Source organism: Paenibacillus sp. BR1-192, assembly GCF_029542445.1.
GTDB lineage: Bacteria > Bacillota > Bacilli > Paenibacillales > Paenibacillaceae > Paenibacillus_AQ > Paenibacillus_AQ lautus_A.
This window is the reverse complement of record NZ_CP120718.1, coordinates 6,566,423-6,584,321: the sequence shown is the minus strand read 5'-3', so window position 1 is coordinate 6,584,321 and position 17,899 is coordinate 6,566,423. Positions and strand designations below refer to the sequence as shown.

Here is a 17,899-nt window from a genome sequence, read left to right as displayed (position 1 = left end):
ATATTATATAGAGAATCTTGATAAGGAGGCGATATAAATGCCAATGAGAATAATGGGTATGGCGTCAGGAATGGATATTGACTCAATGATCAAACAGCTCATGAACGCTGAGAGAATCCCTTATAAGAAGGTTATTCAAAAACGAGACCTTGTAGATTTCAAAATGAATGCATATAGAGAAGTGAATTTGAAAATAAGTTCATTTCGAGATAGTATGAAGGATTTTAGACTATCGAGTAACATTGCTGTGTCGAAATTTTCATCATCTGATGATACTAAAGTAAAAGTAACTGGTTCAGCCAATCAAAGTTCTTCTCATACGATTGAGGTCTTCGAACTAGCTACCAACGCTATTAAATCAAGTACGAATAGTGTTTCTAGTATTGGCTTATCCGGCAATTCACTTCCTGCAACTACTAATGTAATATCAAGCACTAATGATAGCCTGAATGTTTCACTTAACGGAGTGGCAAGAACCATAACATTAGACGCAGGCAGCTATACCCCATCTCAATTACAATCTCAATTACAAAGTAAGATTGATCTAGCATTTGGCCCAAATCGTATTAGCGCTTCCCTTAATAATGGAGCTATTGAGTTAAGTGCGATCGGGACCCCAGGATCCCTTCCTCCAATTACAGTAAGTGAAGGAAATGGAGGACTTGCATCCCTCGGTTTTAATGGAAGACAGTCGTCGAAGTTAGATATAAGCGTACCAATTAGTGAAATAGGAAATCGCTTTAATAATCCTTTGACAATCCCATCAGGAACGGGAACCCATAGCTTTAAAATAAATGGCATAGAAATCAGTTATTCAAGTAGCGATAGCGTGCAGAGTATCATGAATAAGGTAAACCAGTCAGCAGCTGGAGTGAAAATGTCATACGATGGTGTATCTGATCGCTTTACTATTACATCTAAAACAACAGGTGCAGCTTCTCAAGTGAAGCTTGAAAATGTGTCGGGAAATTTCCTGGACGCTATAGGAGTCGATCTTCAGGTCGCAACTGGTAAAGACGCCAACGTAAAGATTGATGGTGTTACTTCGTTTCGAGACTCGAACAATTTCACCATAGATGGAATGACATATACTCTTCTAGATAAGACCTCTACGCCTGTTACAGTAAAAGCAGATCGGGATATAGATGGAATATACGAGAAAATAAAAGGTTTTGTGAAGGAATTTAATGAGGTTATTGAATTAGTTAATACAAAACTAACGGATAAAAAGGTTAGGGGTTACGACCCTTTGACATCGGATGAAAAAAAGAAATGAGCGATAACGACATAAAGCTATGGGAAGATAAAGTGAAGTCAGGGCTTCTTCATAACGATTCAATTCTAAGTAATGTGGCCACGGACATGCGTGGAATCATAACAGCTACGATTGATGGGTTGCCCCAGGAGTATAATTCACTTTATAAAATGGGATTGACAACTGGAAAATTTGTTAAAGGAGGGTACAATCCAAAAGATACAGGGAAAATTGTCATTGATGAAGAAAAACTTCTCAAAGCTATTGAACAAGATCCAGAATCTGTTATAAATGCATTTACAAATTTTTCTGTAGATGATGGATCTAAAGGGATTGCACATCGTCTTTACGAAACTATGAATGATACAGTATCTTCTATCACAAAAAAAGCTGGACGATCAGGTGGGGGATTATTGGATGTTTCTACAGAATTAGGGAAGCAGTATTCAGATCTTCAAAAAGACGTTATTAGGTGGGAGGAAAGACTCCTAAAAAAAGAAAATCAATACTATAAAAAGTTTTCAGCTATGGAGAAAGCATTGCAGAGTAGTAATAGTCAAATGTCGTGGTTGTCACAACAATTTGGATAAAGGGGGGTTACATATGGAAGTATCAAATAGTCCAGTGATATCTACACCCAGTCTAAGACAGAGAACAGAGGATCCATCATACAGTCTGGTTGGTGGAGAACATTCTGAATTGGCAAATAAACAGAAGTATCAAAGGTTAACAGTCTCAGAACAAGCAGTGTTGGATGCAATTAACAAGGTCAATAAAGTGCTTGAAGGTGCTCCACAAAAATTTGAATACAAAATTCATGAGAACACGGGAGACGTGATTGTAAAGATTATTAACAAAGACACAAATTTAATCATTAGAGAAATCCCACCGGAGAAACTTATTGAACTTGTAGAAAAATTGCAACAGTTAGCCAGAGGAGCTATTGTTGACGAGAAGAGGTGAAGACTCTTGTATCAGGCACAAAACACCTATTTTAATACACAGATTAATACGGCAACAAAAGGCGAATTAACACTTATGTTATATAGTGGCTGTGTTAAATTTTTGAAATTAGCAGTCAAGGAAATGGACAATGGGAACTATGAACAAAAGAATAGTTACCTGACAAGAGCAATTAATATATTGGATGAGTTAGTCATCACTTTGGATATGAAGTATGATATCTCTCAATCATTGTCAAGCTTATACAATTATATAAAGGAATTAATTATTAAGGCAAATGTAAAGGCTGAGCAGGAGCCACTTATGGAGAGTATCAAATTGATGACTGAATTAAGAGATACCTGGCATGAAGCACTAGGTTTGGTAAAACCATGAATGTAAAATCCAAAGTAATATTTTTGCAGCAATTAACCCAAGAGTTGTTGCAGCTCTCGATAGCCGATGAAGACTTTGCACAAAAAGTCGAAACTATCCAAGAGCAGCAAAGTGAAGTTAGAAATGAAATACAACTATACAAAGATCTGAATAAAATTACCATATGGCCGGATGATATCAGTGATATATTGCGATCATGCTATCAAATGGAGGTTGAATTGTCTTCTACCTTAGCCAATGAGCAGGAGAAATCCAGAATTGCAATTAACAAGTTAGAGACGGCTAAAAAAATACGACAAGTATATTCAGGAGATGATTACTCTGAATTCGGGTCGTACATTGATAGGAGTAATTAATCTCTTACCTTAGGAGGAATGTAGATGAAAAAAATAAAATTTAATTGGCTAGTATTTCTTTCATTTCTAATTGTTTTTTCAAGTATATGTGTACCTGTATCAAACGCAGCAACTTATGATTATGTAAATGTGACACGTTCTGTTAATCCAACGTCAATTACTGTAAATGATGAAGCAGAAGTGGTGTTGGATATTATTGGAACTCCACCAGTCAATGTAATCAAACCGAACGATGTAATTCTAGTAATCGATAAATCTGGAAGTATGTCGACCGAGAATAAGATGGCCAGTGCAAAAGATGCTGCTAAAGGATTTATTGATTTGATGGATCTTAACGTGCATCGTGTCGGTGTGGTTGATTATAGCTCTCAAAATAATATTGGTTTGTTTCCTCTAGGTACGGATGTGGACGCAGCAAAGAATTATATATCTGGGATTAACGCTAATGGAGGAACGGGTACAGGAGCAGCTATAGATAAAGCGATGACAGAACTAGTAAATGTCCGTGAGGATGCTCAACCAGTCATTGTTTTATTGACAGATGGTGATGCCACGGAACCACAAGGTAATGCGTATGCATATGCTTTGCAAAAAGCCAATGAGGCAAAAGAAAAGGGGATAGTTTTTTATACAATTGCGCTTCTTAACACAAATGATAATCCAGATACTAGTGGACCCAATATTCTCCTGAAAGATATGGCGACAACTTCTAATCATCATCATTTTGTTCTTGGTTCTAAGGGTCTTGCCGAGATTTATGCAGCTATTGTTAAGGAGATTGGAGTTGCAAGTGCTTACGATTTGAGAGTAGTAGACATAGTTGCGCCTGAATTTGAAGTGGTTCCAGGATCATATGATAATAATATTCCTAAGCCTGTTGTGAATGGTAATACACTTACATGGAGTTTTAACGAATTAAAGGACAAGAACTTGAAATTTACTTATAAAGTTCGCCCAGTAGATAAATCAAAGAATGGAAAGTTTAATGTATCTACTATTAATTCCGTAATCTCATACAAAGATTTTGCAGGTGCTAGTAGAAGTAAAAGTATACCAAACAGTCTATTGCAGGTAATGCTCCCAGCTCCAATAATTACAGCGATTGACCCAAACGTTGGATCCCCTACTGGTGGCGAAATTATTAAGATCCAAGGTGAGAATTTTGTGAATGGTGCAAAGGTTCTTTTTGGAAGCACGTCTGTAAATGTGAGCTTTATTGATGCTAATAATTTGGAAGTGATTGTTCCCTCTGGAAAACAGGGTCCAGTTATTGTGACGGTTACTAACCCAGATAAACAATCAGCTACAGGTATATATACATATCAAGCTGATCCAATTGTTAGTTCTATTAGCCCGAATATCGGCCCGTTTGTTGGTGGAAATACAGTAACTATACAAGGGAATTACTTTATGAAAGGCATACAAGTTATTTTCGGGGATAAGCCTTCACAAGTAACGATGAATACTTCTGAAACATACTTAAAAGTCATCGCTCCTCCGGCCGATAATTCTGGTCCAGTAGACGTTAAGTTTGTTAATCCTGACGGTACACAATTGACAATCCCTTCGGGTTACACTTACGAAGATGAAATTGTTCCAAAACTTGAAATAACAGCAATTAGTCCTAATAAAGGCTTGTTAACTGGTGGTGAGGGTGTTTATATATCGGGTAAACTCATTTCCCCAGAAGTAAATGTTTTCTTTGGTGAACAAGAAGCAAGTGTAGTAACGTACTATAATGACACGCAAATTAAAGTTATCGCCCCACCAACTAGCAATCCTGGAGTTGTTGATATTAAAATAGTAAATCCAGATGGGCAATCTGCTGTTTTGACCCAAGGATATACTTATGAGGAGCCGCCAAGACTTAGTCCACCTACAATTACATCAATAACTCCAAGTGAGGGTTTATTAACAGGTGGAAATAATGTGTATATAAATGGCGCAAATTTTGCTACTGGATCTAAGGTGTTTTTTGGTGCAAAAGAAGCGACCGTTACACTGAACACGTCTGGAAAAACTCTGAAAGTTACTGTTCCGGAAGGTGATGACAACGGAGTGGTAGATGTTAAAGTTGTATTACCTGATGGACAAGAGACAATTTCTCCATCTGCTTATACTTACTTCACCCCGCTACCTGAACCTATTACCTTTACTTCAATATCGCCTAATACTGGTTCAATACTTGGTGGAAATGTTGTGTATATTCAAGGGTCAAATTTCAAGTCTGGAATGACAATTGATTTTAACGGGGTTAGAGGGAAAGTTAATAGTATTACTAGTTCAACTAATGCCAGTGTTACTGTACCTGCCTCTACAGTTGTAGGAGTTGTTGATGTAGTTCTTACAAATCGTGACGGTGGAACAATCACATTGCCTCAAGGATACACTTATCAGCCAGTTCAGCCTAAAATCAACAATCTCACTCCTAATAAGGTTATTAACAACAAGGGTGGAACTGTTTACGTAAGTGGTGAATACTTTGAGAGAACGATGACTCTGACAGTAGGTGGAGTAAACGTCCCGATTTCTTCATTTACTAATGACAAATCTTTCAGTTTTTTTGCACCTGTACTAGCAATTGTAGGTGAAGCACCAGTTGTTTTGAACTTTACTAACGGACAAACTGCTTCTGCTACATTAATCTATGAAGCACCGGCTCTAGCACCAGCACCAGTTATCACAAGTTTGACTTCATCTAGTGGAAATGCTGGAGGTGGGGAGACGGTTTATATTTATGCGAAAAATTTAACCAAGGGTATGACTGTTTATTTCGGCAATGCGCAAGCCAATATTACTGGCACCTATACCGGAAGTTTGAAGGTTACTGTGCCACCGGGTATTTCGGGAGAAACTGTTCAAGTACAACTGATTAATAATGAAGGAACAGGAAGTAATACTGTGGGTTATACCTATAAATAAATATTTAAAGAATGAAGCAGGACCGGAAATGGTACCTGCTTTATTTTTTAAAGGAGTGTAGAAAAATGACGTTTCCCGTATCTGTATGCATCTTGGTTAAAAACGAAGAAACAAATATAAAAAAATGTATTGAATCGGTATCATCATGGGCAAGAGAAGTACTTGTAGGTGATACGGGCTCAACAGATCAAACAATCAATATTGCTAAAGAAACTGGAGCAAGTATTATTGAAATCCCATGGGAAAATGATTTTTCGAAGGCAAGAAATAGAATAATCTCAGTGGCAAGTTCAAAGTTTATATTAATGCTCGATGCAGATGAAGTATTTGATATTAATAGCAAAGATGAGATATTAAGATATATAAATATTGGTATGCCGGGGGCAGCAAGGGTAACAATAATAAATCATCTAGATGATGAAAGTGAAGTTCTTGGACATGCGACCCGGCTTTTCCCGAATGAACCCCAATATAGCTATTCCGGTATTATACATGAGCAGCTTAAGTTAAATGAAGAACATTGTGCATCAATAAACACAGATATTGTAATACATCACTATGGCTATCTTTCTTCAGAAATTTTGAGAAAAGACAAATCAAAAAGGAACTTGGAGCTTCTGTTGAAAGAGAGCGAGAATGAATCTGAAGATCCATATGTTTTATACCAGTTGGCTAGGACGTTCTATTTAAGCAGAAAATTTGATGATTCAAAACAGTCATTTGATAAATGCTTTGCAATTGTAGGGGATAAGCAGCACGGATTTTTATCCTCTGCATATTACTTTCATATTCGAAATCTGATGAGTCTAGAAGAGTGGCATTCTGCATTAAATTCTCTTTCAGATGCTATGTATAGGTACCCGGATTATACAGACCTCTATTTTTTATATGGCGAGTTATTAATACAATTACAAGATCCTAGTTTATTTGCAAATATAGAAGATGCGTTTATAAGTTGTCTGAAGCTAGGGGAATGTTCGTCAAAGTACGAAAGTTATATTGGGGTAGGAAGTTTTAAAGCTGCTTATAATCTGGGGATTTATTACGAATTGCTTAAAAACTATGAACAAGCATTAGAAATGTACCGATACTCTTATACAAGGGGTTATACGCCTGCATTAATGAGATATGAGAGCCTCTTAGAAAGGAGCAAACATGAAAAAGGAATTTATAGTTCTAAAACCTCAGTATATGAGTGAATTTCAGTGTATAGGTGCTGCCTGCTCAGATACTTGCTGTTCTGGGTGGCGAGTTGATATTGACAAGCGAACTTATAAAAATTATCGGAAAATTAACGATAAGAAAATGGCTACAAAGATATCAGAACAAGTAAAACGGAATAAAGATAATAAAAATGAGGATTTATACGCATCTATTCAAACGAATGGTGGTAATTGTGGGTTTCTAAATAATGGATTGTGTGACATACAACTTAATTTAGGCGAAGATTACTTATCTAAAACGTGTCTATCTTACCCGCGTGTTTTTAATAATGTAGATGGACAAGTAGAGCTATCTGCTAAATTATCTTGTCCTGAAATAGCAAGGCTAGTATTATTGAATCCTGAAAAGATGGAATTTAATATTGAGGAGGAGCAACTTGATACAAGGCATAGCTATCGAATGACTATGAATAGTAGCCAAAGTATTTGGCATAGTTGCTTTTGGCAAGTTAGGTCTTTCGTAATTGAGATTCTTCAAAATAGAAATTATACAATTTCTCAGCGGCTTATATTTTTGGGATTTTTTTGCGAAAAATTATTTAACATATCCAGGTCTAGTGATTTTACACAATCGCAAATAATGAATGTTATTAATGAGTTTCAAACAAAAATGCATAATCCTAGTACTAAGATACAGATAACAGATCTTCCAAAAGTTCTGCACGTGCAGATAAAACTGTTGATGGAAATGCTTCAACCTAGAAAGAGTAACCATATCAGATACAACAATTATTCAGAACAAACTTCGATCGCATTTGCTTTAGATACAATGGATCAAACTATTGTTGAAGAACGCTACTCTGAGGGTTATAACAATTACTATAAGCCTTTTATAGAGGAGCATTCTTATATACTTGAAAATTACCTGGTCAATCAGGTTTTTGAGAGAACATTCTTATTTAATCGAAGTTCCGATATCTTAGAGGAATATACACTATTAGTATCACTCTATAGCATGTTACGATTTCATATTCAGGGTGTGGCAGCGTACACAAAACAAATGTCAGTCAATGAAGCAATGAGCATTATACAAGCTTTTTCAAAAGTTATTGATCACAGCCCACTTTTTTTGAAGTCATTAACGGATCATATTAAAAACAGCAATTTTGATACATGGGCTTTATTGACTATATTAGTTAAGGAATAGCTAAATGTTGTTGAGAGCTGATCTTTGTTTTGATGTTTCTCAGTATTTATTAATTTGAGAATATAACTAGTAAAGTATTTCCCTCTGTTTCACCCCCCTCCCTCCCTGGTTAAATAACCATAAACCTATTTTGTCCGCAAACTATTTTAGCCCGCCAACTCAGTCGTGAAGCCAAGTCGACATTTTTCCCGGTTTTCTGCAAAAGAAAACCTTTTCCTTGGTAATTGACACTGGATAAGTCGGGTGCTATAGTCGGAAATGTGGACAATTAGTGTCACACTTTATTTGACAATGAAGGGAATGTTAGTGCATGCAAGGTAAAGTGAAATGGTTCAACGCAGAGAAAGGTTATGGCTTCATCGAGACTGAGGACGGCGGCGACGTATTCGTACATTTCTCCGCGATCCAATCCGAGGGCTTCAAGACTCTGGAAGAAGGACAATCCGTAGAATTCGAGATCGTTGAAGGCGCTCGTGGCCCGCAAGCAGCTAACGTAATCAAATTATAATCATCCCGGCATAGCCGACCTACATAAACGGTAATCGATGGTTAACAATTGGAGATTCGCTAGCCCAAGACTCCGGAACTTCCGGGGTCTTTTTTTTGTGTCCGACCTCCGAAAAATATTGTGCTAAAATTCACAATTCTGTCTTTTTACATAGCCTTAACAAAATGCTATAATGAAGGTGCAAAGGAGGAGTGCCCAATGCAATTCACTATCCGAGGTCAACAAATTGAAGTGACCGATGCTTTGAAGGACTATGTTGACAAGAAACTCAGCAGGCTAGATAAGTATTTTGATGCACCCCCCACCTCCGAAGGATACGTCACCCTGAGTGTCATTCGAGGATTGCACACGGTGGAAGTGACCATTCCGCTTACCGGTGTGGTACTTCGTGCGGAAGACCGAAGCGATGATATGTACGCTTCCATTGACGCCGTTGTGGACAAGTTGGAACGTCAGATTCGCAAGCACAAAACCAAGCTGAACCGCAAGATCAAGCAAGAGGGCGGACTGAAGACGCTCATTGCGGAGAACGGGGCAGCGGCCACCAGTCAGGTGGATGCAGAGCAAGTGGAGTATGACGAGGACGAATACGAAGTCGTCCGTACGAAACGTTTTACCATGAAGCCGATGGACGTGGAAGAAGCGATCCTGCAGATGAACATGGTAGGCCATAATTTCTTTGTATTTTCCAACATTGACACACAAGAAGTAAATGTCGTCTACAAGCGTGATGACGGCAAGTACGGATTGATCGAGCGGGACTGAGTTTAAAGCGGCAGCATTCCTGAGGGAATGCGGAGGCAGCTAGCCCGGTTCGAATTTTAAAATGAAATCGAAATGTAAGATGAGCCTTCATCCGTGCAAGCGGGTGGGGCTCTTTATTTGGATATACGGCTTCGAGACGCGTAAGAATCGCGAAAAGGATGGCATTTGATGGTAGGCCCATCGGTGTATGCCGAATAGTGCAACCTTTTTATCAATGGAATGGGTTCATAAGGAACTTCATGGGTCCTTCTTACAACAGCCTCAGATGACAGAAAGCCAGGACTTCCTATATAGCCGGATCGAGGCCCATCTAGCCGCTTATTTAACGCTGGCTTCAGCCGGTGGCTCCAGGCTTCATCCTCAGCTTATTCCGTACAATGGACATCGAGTTTTCAGCCCTCATTAGATGTAGAATTTCACTTCGGGGATGAAGATAATTCCATTGCTGCGCGCCGGGAAAATGCTCCACGCAACTTTTTTGGGCCTCTCCGCGTCTCATAGAGTAAGGCTTCGCGTAACAGACACCTCTTGTAATAGCACATATTGTTGCGGCATCCCTTACAAACTGTTACAATTTATGCAAACCCTCATTTTATGGGACGGGCTTTTTAGCCTGCATGAAATGGGACCATCATAAGGAATCAATGAATCGATTTCATCATTTAACCCTTTGGCATTTAATGAAGTTGATTCTATCACTTGTTTTGCACGAAAGGGGTTAACCATGCTAGGACTTGTCAAAAAGATTTTCGGCGACACCAACGAGCGTGATGTCAAACGTCTCATGAAGACGGTCGATGTAATCAACAAAATGGAACCGGATTTTGAGAAGCTCTCCGATGAGCAGCTGCAAGCCAAAACCGAGGAGTTCCGTGCGCGGATCGAGAAAGGTGAGACGCTGGAGGAATTGCTTCCCGAAGCGTTTGCGACAGTCCGCGAGGCTTCCAGACGGACGCTTGGCAAACGTCACTATGACGTGCAGTTGGTCGGGGGGATGGCCCTCCACGAAGGCAAAATTGCAGAGATGAAGACCGGTGAAGGTAAGACCCTTGTAGGTACGCTGCCGGTTTACTTAAATGCCCTGCTTGGCAAAGGCGTTCACGTGGTTACCGTCAATGATTATTTGGCACAGCGTGACAGCCAAGAGATGGCGCAAATATATAACTTCCTGGGTCTATCCGTTGGGGTTAACCTGAGCGGCATGGAGCACCCGGATAAACAGCAGGCTTATGCTTGCGATATTACGTACGGGACGAACAATGAGTTCGGTTTTGACTATCTGCGTGACAACATGGTCCTCTACAAAGAGCAGATGGTACAGCGTCCGCTGTATTTCTGTATCATTGACGAAGTGGACTCCATCCTGGTTGACGAAGCGCGTACGCCGCTCATCATTTCGGGACAAGCTCAGAAATCGACCGAGCTGTATTTTGCAGCCGACCGGTTCGTGAAGCGTCTGACGGCCGAAGAGGATTATACGGTGGACATTAAGGTCAAATCCGTAGCCTTGACGGAAAAAGGCGTGGCGCTGGCTGAACGTTCCTTCGGAATCGAGAACCTGTATGACCACAACCACGTAACCTTGAATCACCACATTGTACAAGCGCTGAAAGCGAACGTGATCATGCGCCGCGATGTGGATTACGTGGTTACCGACGACGAAGTGGTCATCGTTGACGAATTTACGGGCCGTCTGATGGCTGGACGCCGCTACAGCGACGGTCTCCACCAGGCGATCGAAGCGAAGGAAGGCATCGAGGTTCAGAACGAGAGCATGACCCTGGCGACGATTACCTTCCAGAACTACTTCCGGATGTACCGCAAGCTGGCGGGTATGACGGGTACGGCGAAGACGGAGGAAGAAGAATTCAAGAAGATTTACGGTCTTGAAGTGCTTCAAATTCCGACGAACCGACCGAATCAGCGTATCGACATGCCGGATGTGGTTTACAAGAGCGAAGATGGCAAGTTTAAGGCGGTTGTAGCCGAGATCGTGGAACGCCATAAGAAGAACCAGCCGATTCTGGTGGGTACGGTGTCCATCGAGAACTCCGAGCGTTTGTCTGAAATGCTGAAACGCAAAGGCGTCCAGCATAAAGTGCTGAATGCGAAATACCATGCGGAGGAAGCGGAAATCATCTCGCGCGCCGGACAGCCGGGATCGGTAACGATCGCGACGAACATGGCGGGGCGCGGTACGGATATTTTGCTTGGCGAAGGCGTACAGGATATTGGCGGACTTCACATTATCGGTACGGAGCGTCACGAATCGCGCCGGATCGATAACCAGCTGCGCGGCCGTGCCGGTCGTCAGGGTGACCCGGGGTCTACCCAGTTCTACCTGTCCCTCGGCGATGAGCTGATGAAGCGTTTTGGTACGGACAACGTGCTGAACATGATGGAACGCCTTGGCTTCGAAGAAGATCAGCCGATCGAGAGCAAAATGATTACCCGTGCTGTTGAATCCGCGCAGAAGCGGGTAGAAGGCAACAACTTCGACATGCGTAAAGTCGTTCTCCAATACGATGACGTCATGAACCAGCAGCGCGAGATCATCTACAAGCAGCGCCGCGAGATCTTGGAATCCCAAGACATCAAGCAAATCGTTGTAGAGATGATCAAGCCGGTCATTGACCGCGTCGTGCAGGCGCACTGCAGCGATGACATTCCGGAGAACTGGGAACTGCAGGAAGTGGCAGACTACGTGAACAGCAAGCTGCTGGACGAGGGTGCCGTTACCCGCGAGGATCTGTGGGGCAAAGAAGCTGAAGAGCTTACCGAGTATCTCTTCGATCGCGTGATGAAGAAATACGAAGAGCGCGAGCAAGCCATCGGCGAGGAAATGGTACGCGAGTTCGAGAAGGTTATCGTGCTGCGCGCGGTAGACAGCAAGTGGATGGATCACATCGATGCGATGGACCAGCTGCGTCAAGGCATCCACCTCCGTGCATACGGCGGTACCGATCCGCTTCGCGAATACCAATTCGAAGGCTTCGAAATGTTTAATGCGATGATCGCTACGATCCAGGAAGAAGTGGCGACCTACATCATGAAGGCTCAAATCGCAACGAACCAGGAGCGTCAAGCGGTCGTGGACGAGAACAAAGTCTCCACGAACAGCAGCAGCGAACCTGCCGAGAAGCGACCGGTCCAGGTAGCTGAACAGATCGGCCGGAACGACCCATGCCCATGCGGCAGCGGAAAGAAGTACAAGCATTGCCATGGACAGAACGCGTAAGCGATCCGTCCCAAAGGCAGTGAATCGTATAGAATAGTCCGTCCAGGTGATGGGCGCGGATTTTTCTGGCTCCCTTAAGAGCGGCAGATGAATCGGGTGATGGTGGTCTTTTCCACGGTGATCCGAATACCCTGCCGCGCTTAAGGGAGTTTATCTGAATAAACAGCGAAATTACTGGTACGGCAACGTAAAATTCTCTTGAAATGGAACGTTTTCCATGGAGGAGAGGGTATACTGAAATTATTACGTGTAGATAAGAAAGGACGAGGACTCATGATCGATCCAAGTGTGAAGCAGGACCTGCGTGAAATCAGCAAGAAACTAACCAATCTTAGGGGGTCTCTTTGACTTAGATCTCAAGCAGGAAATGATTGAGAATTTTGAGGAGAAGATGGCGGCTCCGGATTTCTGGGACGATAATGAGAAGGCTCAGGCGCTCATCGCCGAAATGAATGCCGTGAAGTCTTCCGTGGATCAGTATCAGAAGCTACAGGCGGATTACGATGATGCCGTCGTGATGATCGAGCTGGCGGATGAAGAGGGCGATGACTCCCTTGCGGGAGAGATCGGAGAGACGATCAAGGACCTGGTTGGGCGCGTGGAGGAATTTGAGCTTCAGCTGCTGCTGAACCAGCCTTACGATAAAATGAATGCGATTCTTGAGCTGCATCCCGGCGCGGGCGGTACCGAGTCTCAAGACTGGGGCCAAATGCTGCACCGCATGTACACGCGATGGGCCGAGAAGCGCGGCTTCAAGGTGGAGACGCTGGATTATCTCCCTGGCGATGAAGCGGGAATCAAAAGCGTAACCCTGTTGATCAAAGGCTTTAATGCCTACGGATATTTGAAGGCTGAAAAAGGGGTCCATCGACTGGTTCGGATCTCTCCGTTCGACTCTTCGGGCAGACGGCATACGTCCTTCGTGTCCTGTGACGTCGTACCGGAAATTACGGATGACGTGGAGATCGACATCCGTACCGAGGATCTAAAGATCGACACGTACCGGGCGAGCGGCGCCGGCGGTCAGCATATCAATACCACGGACTCGGCCGTTCGGATTACGCACTTGCCAACCGGCGTGGTGGTGACGTGCCAGAATGAACGCTCCCAGATCAAGAACCGCGAGCGGGCGATGACGATGCTTCGTTCCAAGCTCTACGAACGCAAAATCGAGGAGCAGCAGAAGGAATTGGCGGAAATCCGCGGCGAGCAGTCCGATATTGCTTGGGGCAGCCAGATCCGTTCGTATGTATTCCATCCGTACAGCATGGTCAAGGATCATCGGACGCAAGTAGAGACCGGTAATGTCGGCGCCGTCATGGACGGAGATTTGGACGGATTTATCGACGGATATTTGCGCAGCCAGATCAAGCAGGAAGTCGAGTAGGACGTTGAGGAGAGATTTATAGAACTATGGCGCAATCCGCTGGCAATCCATCGATCAACAAACGAAAAAGAGAACCCTTGATTCCGATCAACGGTCCGCTCCGGCAGACGGTGGACGCAATCTTTATTATCGTCGGCTCCTTTATTATGGCGCTGTCGTTTAATCTGTTTTTCCTGCCCAATCATATCGCCTCGGGCGGCGTGTCGGGTTTGTCCGTTCTTGCGCAAGCGTGGCTCGGCATTGAACCGGCCTTTACGCAGTGGGCACTGAACATTCCGTTGTTCGTGCTTGGCTTTTGGCTGCTTGGGCGCGACTACGGCATCCGCTCCCTGCTGGGAAGCGTGATTTTGCCGCTGTTCGTCTTTTTGACCAAGGACTGGCCGATTCCTACCTCAAACCCGCTTCTGGCTTCCATTTATGGCGGTATCGGCGTCGGTATCGGCATGGGGCTGGTCTATCGAGGCAGGGGGTCAACCGGCGGGTTGACCATCGTGGCGCAGCTCCTGCAAAAATACAGCGGCCTCAGCTTTTCCGTCTGCGTCGTACTGCTGGATGCGATCGTAATCTCGTCGGCAGCCCTTGTGCTCTCGCTGGAGCAGGCGTTATACGCACTGATTGGACTGTACGTAACAGGCAAGGTGATTGATGCCATTGAACTGGGCTTTAGCTTTACCAAGGTGGCCTACATTATATCCGATCATACGGAGCCGATAACCAAGGCCATTCTCGAGGACCTTGACCGCGGTTTAACCAAGCTGACCGCAGAGGGAGGCTATACGGGCGAACACCGGACGGTCCTGATGGTCGTCGTCGGACAGAGCGAAATTCCCCGTCTCAAAACGGTGGTCCAATCGGTGGATCCGAATGCCTTCGTCATCATTAGCAATGCCCATGAGGTATTGGGCGAAGGATTCCGCAATATTAAGGCGTAGCCTCGCGGCTCGTCAGCATACTCTCTATAAAAAAGAAGTAACCCATTCGACAGACGGCGTAGTCTGAACATGGGTTACTTCTTTTTTTATGTAATGGGATCGTTACCGACGGATCTGAACCAGCGTAATCTTTGCCTTGGAGGTGTCCGCCATGAAGGAGATGCGGGTCTGGCCGAAAGTGTAGACCATCTCGTACGCCTCTTCCATGTCGTTATAATACATTTCGTAGGCGCTGCCTAAATGCTTTTTGACGTCTGCAAAGGTTTGGTTCGGCAAGCCTTCTTTACCTATTAACAAACACCACATGCCGTTAGAGCCTGTATAAGGGTTTTCGAAATTAAATCCGGCATACGAAATATTTTTGAATTTCCAAAACTCGCCGCCGTAGTGGTAGAATGAACTCACAAGTTTTCCCAATTTGGAAGCGATCTGATTTTGGGTCATGCCGAATTGGACGCCGCCAAAGCCCGGGATGACTCCTTTTTTCAAATAAGCCGCCGTGTTCTTGTTGAGGATTAACATTGGCGCAGGTTTGGTTTTTGCTTGGGTGGTTGAAGCGGCAGCGAAACTGGGATGAGGAGCTTGCGACGTTAGGCAGATCAGTAAGAGAAGACATAATAGGCCCGTCGTTCTTTTGAATATCATGGTTTTACCTCCAGGAATCTAAGTTGTAGGAACATATTTCCTTAAGAGGATTATATCAAGCGCAGTTTAGGTCGATAGACTTATTTATTAGGTTAAAAGTAATAGGGAGCGTGAAGTCTTAGTTTATAGAACAAGTAAGGGGGACTTACGAATGGAAATCGAACAGATCTACGGCAGTTTGCCGGTGCTGGAAACCGACCGTCTGCGCCTTCGCAGAGTATCGATGCAGGATGCCGATCAGATGTATGCCTATGCCTCAGACGATGAGGTGGCGAAATACGTTACTTGGGAGACCCATCGCTCGATCGATGACAGCAAGCGGTTTATTCAATTCATACTGGCTCAGTATGCCAAGCATGATATTGCCCCGTGGGGGATCGAGCTGAAGGAGAGCGGGCGACTGGTCGGGACGGTTGATTTTGTATGGTGGAAGCCCGAGCAGCAGGCCGCGGAGATCGGATATGTGCTGGCACGGGATTGTTGGGGACAAGGCATCATGACCGAGGCGGCCTCCGCGCTGCTCAAGCTTGGTTTCGGCCGTATGGAGCTTGTACGCGTGCAGGCTCGATGTTTGGTGGAGAATATCGGCTCTCAGCGCGTAATGGAGAAGATCGGCATGTCCTATGAGGGGACGGTGAGGAAGGGGATCAAGGTTAAGGGCCAGCATTGGGACCTCAAGCTCTATTCCATTCTGAAGGAAGAGTTCGATCCATCTCGATAGACATTGCCTCGGAGCCCGTTAGCAGTTTGGACCAAATTTGAATAATCCATTGTATTTATATGAATACGGTCGTATAATAATACATATTTATGAGACGGATAAAGTCAATGAATACCTTGGAAGCACATATCGCTTTTGACGCAGGAAACGGAACGCTTCCGAAGAAGTTCATGACCAGCCTGACTACTTCTTGAAGCAAAATGATACCAAGAATCATCAGCGGACACGCGTGGTTTTTGATACCCAACATAGGATGAAGAGGGAATTTAGACGGCGGCATGGCTCGATCGGAAGAAGGAAACGGAAGAGCATGGGGTAGAGATGAAGGATGGATGAATGGGACCTTGCATAAGGTCCTTCAGCTGTTCCTTGGGGAGAGGGATGAGGATATGACGGACACAAATACAGTAAGAGTTGCTATTGTTGGATCTACCGGCTACGGTGGCGTGGAACTGATCCGCTTGCTGCAAGCGCACCCGCGCGTTGAGATTACATCGGTAATCTCTTCATCGACGGCAGGCGTACCGATATCGGACGGATTTCCGCATTTGACCAATATCATCACACGCAACCTGGATGGCGTTAACCCGGCGGAAATCGCCGAGGTGGCCGACTTGGTATTTGCGGCTACGCCTTCGGGCGTCAGTGCCAAGCTGGTACCGGAGCTGCTGGATGCAGGCTTGAAGGTCATTGATCTCTCGGGCGATTTTCGCTTGAAAGATGGAGCCGTTTATGAACAGTGGTATAAACACGCGGCTCCGAGCGCGGAGCTGTTGGAAAAGGCCGTATACGGCCTGTGCGAAGTGTTTGGCGAAGAGGTCCGCGATGTGGATTTCATCTCCAATCCGGGCTGTTATCCGACCGCGACGCTGCTGGGTCTGATTCCGGCCATCAGCGCGGGCTGGATCGATGCTGCATCCCTTATTATCGACGCCAAATCCGGCGTGTCCGGTGCAGGACGGGGAACGAGCCTGATGACGCATTATGCCGAAATCAACGAGAACTTCAAAGCCTACAAGGTGAATAAGCATCAGCATATTCCCGAGGTCGAGCAGGTATTGACGCAGGTAGCGGGCGAACCGATTACGGTCACCTTTACGACGCATCTGGTACCGATGACGCGGGGGATCATGAGCACCATGTATGCCACGCTGAATGGTCCTTACACGGAAGAGGATTTCATTGAACTGTACCGCCAGTATTTCAAGGATCGTAAATTTGTGAGAATCCGCGACCTGGGCGTATGGCCTGCAACAAAAGAAGTCAGCGGGTCGAACTTCTGCGATATCGGCTTTGCGGTGGATGCGCGCACGAACAGGGTGACCATTATATCGGTCATTGATAATGTGGTGAAGGGTGCGGCCGGGCAGGCGATCCAGAACCTGAATTTGATGATGGGATGGGAGGAGAGCCTCGGACTTACGTTTACGCCGATTTATCCGTAAGCGGCTGGGGATACAGA

The 17,899-nt window shown here is 44.3% G+C and carries 16 protein-coding genes; 15 read left to right on the top strand and 1 reads right to left on the bottom strand.

Annotated features, from left to right (window positions below):
* Positions 1-37 precede the first annotated feature (37 nt).
* The 13 genes from fliD (P0X86_RS30300) to P0X86_RS30240 all read left to right on the top strand — a co-directional run bounded on the left by fliD (P0X86_RS30300) (position 38) and on the right by P0X86_RS30240 (position 15,071).
* Entirely contained in the window at positions 38-1,276 is a 1,239-nt protein-coding gene (gene fliD, locus P0X86_RS30300; protein ID WP_277747208.1) for a flagellar filament capping protein FliD, read from the top strand.
* The gene (gene fliD / locus P0X86_RS30295) at positions 1,273-1,845 is read left to right on the top strand and encodes a flagellar filament capping protein FliD (RefSeq protein ID WP_277747207.1); all 573 of its coding nucleotides are present in this window, start codon (positions 1,273-1,275) and stop codon (positions 1,843-1,845) included. The genes fliD (P0X86_RS30300) and fliD (P0X86_RS30295) overlap by 4 nt, the downstream gene beginning before the upstream one ends.
* Positions 1,846-1,858: 13 nt before the next feature.
* A complete protein-coding gene (locus tag P0X86_RS30290) occupies positions 1,859-2,218 on the top strand; it encodes a flagellar protein FlaG (protein ID WP_277747206.1) in 360 nt (119 codons plus the stop codon).
* 6 nt (positions 2,219-2,224) lie between these two features.
* Positions 2,225-2,593, top strand: a complete 369-nt coding sequence (gene fliS / locus P0X86_RS30285; RefSeq protein WP_277747205.1) for a flagellar export chaperone FliS — start codon at positions 2,225-2,227, stop codon at positions 2,591-2,593.
* Positions 2,590-2,949 (top strand): hypothetical protein, encoded by a 360-nt coding sequence (locus tag P0X86_RS30280; RefSeq protein ID WP_277747204.1) that lies wholly within the window; start codon positions 2,590-2,592, stop codon positions 2,947-2,949. The genes fliS and P0X86_RS30280 overlap by 4 nt, the downstream gene beginning before the upstream one ends.
* Before the next feature lie 24 nt (positions 2,950-2,973).
* Positions 2,974-5,871, top strand: coding sequence for an IPT/TIG domain-containing protein (locus P0X86_RS30275; RefSeq protein WP_277747203.1), 2,898 nt, complete (start codon positions 2,974-2,976; stop codon positions 5,869-5,871).
* Positions 5,872-5,936: 65 nt separating this feature from the next.
* Entirely contained in the window at positions 5,937-7,070 is a 1,134-nt protein-coding gene (locus tag P0X86_RS30270; RefSeq protein ID WP_277747202.1) for a tetratricopeptide repeat-containing glycosyltransferase family 2 protein, read from the top strand.
* Positions 7,027-8,241: a flagellin lysine-N-methylase gene (gene fliB / locus P0X86_RS30265; RefSeq protein WP_277747201.1), complete on the top strand. Its 1,215-nt coding sequence runs from the start codon at positions 7,027-7,029 to the stop codon at positions 8,239-8,241. The genes P0X86_RS30270 and fliB overlap by 44 nt, the downstream gene beginning before the upstream one ends.
* A 310-nt stretch (positions 8,242-8,551) precedes the next feature.
* The gene (locus P0X86_RS30260; protein ID WP_009594275.1) at positions 8,552-8,749 is read left to right on the top strand and encodes a cold shock domain-containing protein; all 198 of its coding nucleotides are present in this window, start codon (positions 8,552-8,554) and stop codon (positions 8,747-8,749) included.
* 198 nt (positions 8,750-8,947) lie between these two features.
* Complete coding sequence (hpf, locus tag P0X86_RS30255) at positions 8,948-9,514, top strand: ribosome hibernation-promoting factor, HPF/YfiA family (RefSeq protein WP_009594286.1); 567 nt, start codon at positions 8,948-8,950, stop codon at positions 9,512-9,514.
* Positions 9,515-10,238: 724 nt separating this feature from the next.
* Positions 10,239-12,752 (top strand): preprotein translocase subunit SecA, encoded by a 2,514-nt coding sequence (gene secA, locus P0X86_RS30250; RefSeq protein ID WP_277747200.1) that lies wholly within the window; start codon positions 10,239-10,241, stop codon positions 12,750-12,752.
* A 273-nt stretch (positions 12,753-13,025) separates the two neighbouring features.
* Positions 13,026-14,139 (top strand): peptide chain release factor 2 gene (gene prfB / locus P0X86_RS30245; RefSeq protein ID WP_096775885.1). Its coding sequence is split into 2 segments (ribosomal slippage): positions 13,026-13,097 and positions 13,099-14,139, totalling 1,113 coding nucleotides; the frame shifts between segments, so codons are not numbered across the junction.
* A 26-nt stretch (positions 14,140-14,165) separates the two neighbouring features.
* The gene (locus P0X86_RS30240) at positions 14,166-15,071 is read left to right on the top strand and encodes a YitT family protein (protein ID WP_009594247.1); all 906 of its coding nucleotides are present in this window, start codon (positions 14,166-14,168) and stop codon (positions 15,069-15,071) included.
* 102 nt (positions 15,072-15,173) lie between these two features.
* Here the strand turns inward: P0X86_RS30240 and P0X86_RS30235 are convergent, their stop codons facing one another.
* Complete coding sequence (locus P0X86_RS30235; protein WP_277747199.1) at positions 15,174-15,716, bottom strand: hypothetical protein; 543 nt, start codon at positions 15,714-15,716, stop codon at positions 15,174-15,176.
* A 151-nt stretch (positions 15,717-15,867) separates the two neighbouring features.
* Between P0X86_RS30235 and P0X86_RS30230 the strand changes: the two genes are divergently transcribed.
* On the top strand, positions 15,868-16,437 hold the full coding sequence (locus P0X86_RS30230; protein ID WP_009594244.1) for a GNAT family N-acetyltransferase: 570 nt from the start codon (positions 15,868-15,870) through the stop codon (positions 16,435-16,437).
* 389 nt (positions 16,438-16,826) lie between these two features.
* Complete coding sequence (gene argC, locus P0X86_RS30225) at positions 16,827-17,882, top strand: N-acetyl-gamma-glutamyl-phosphate reductase (protein WP_277747198.1); 1,056 nt, start codon at positions 16,827-16,829, stop codon at positions 17,880-17,882.
* The last annotated feature ends 17 nt before the right edge of the window (positions 17,883-17,899 follow it).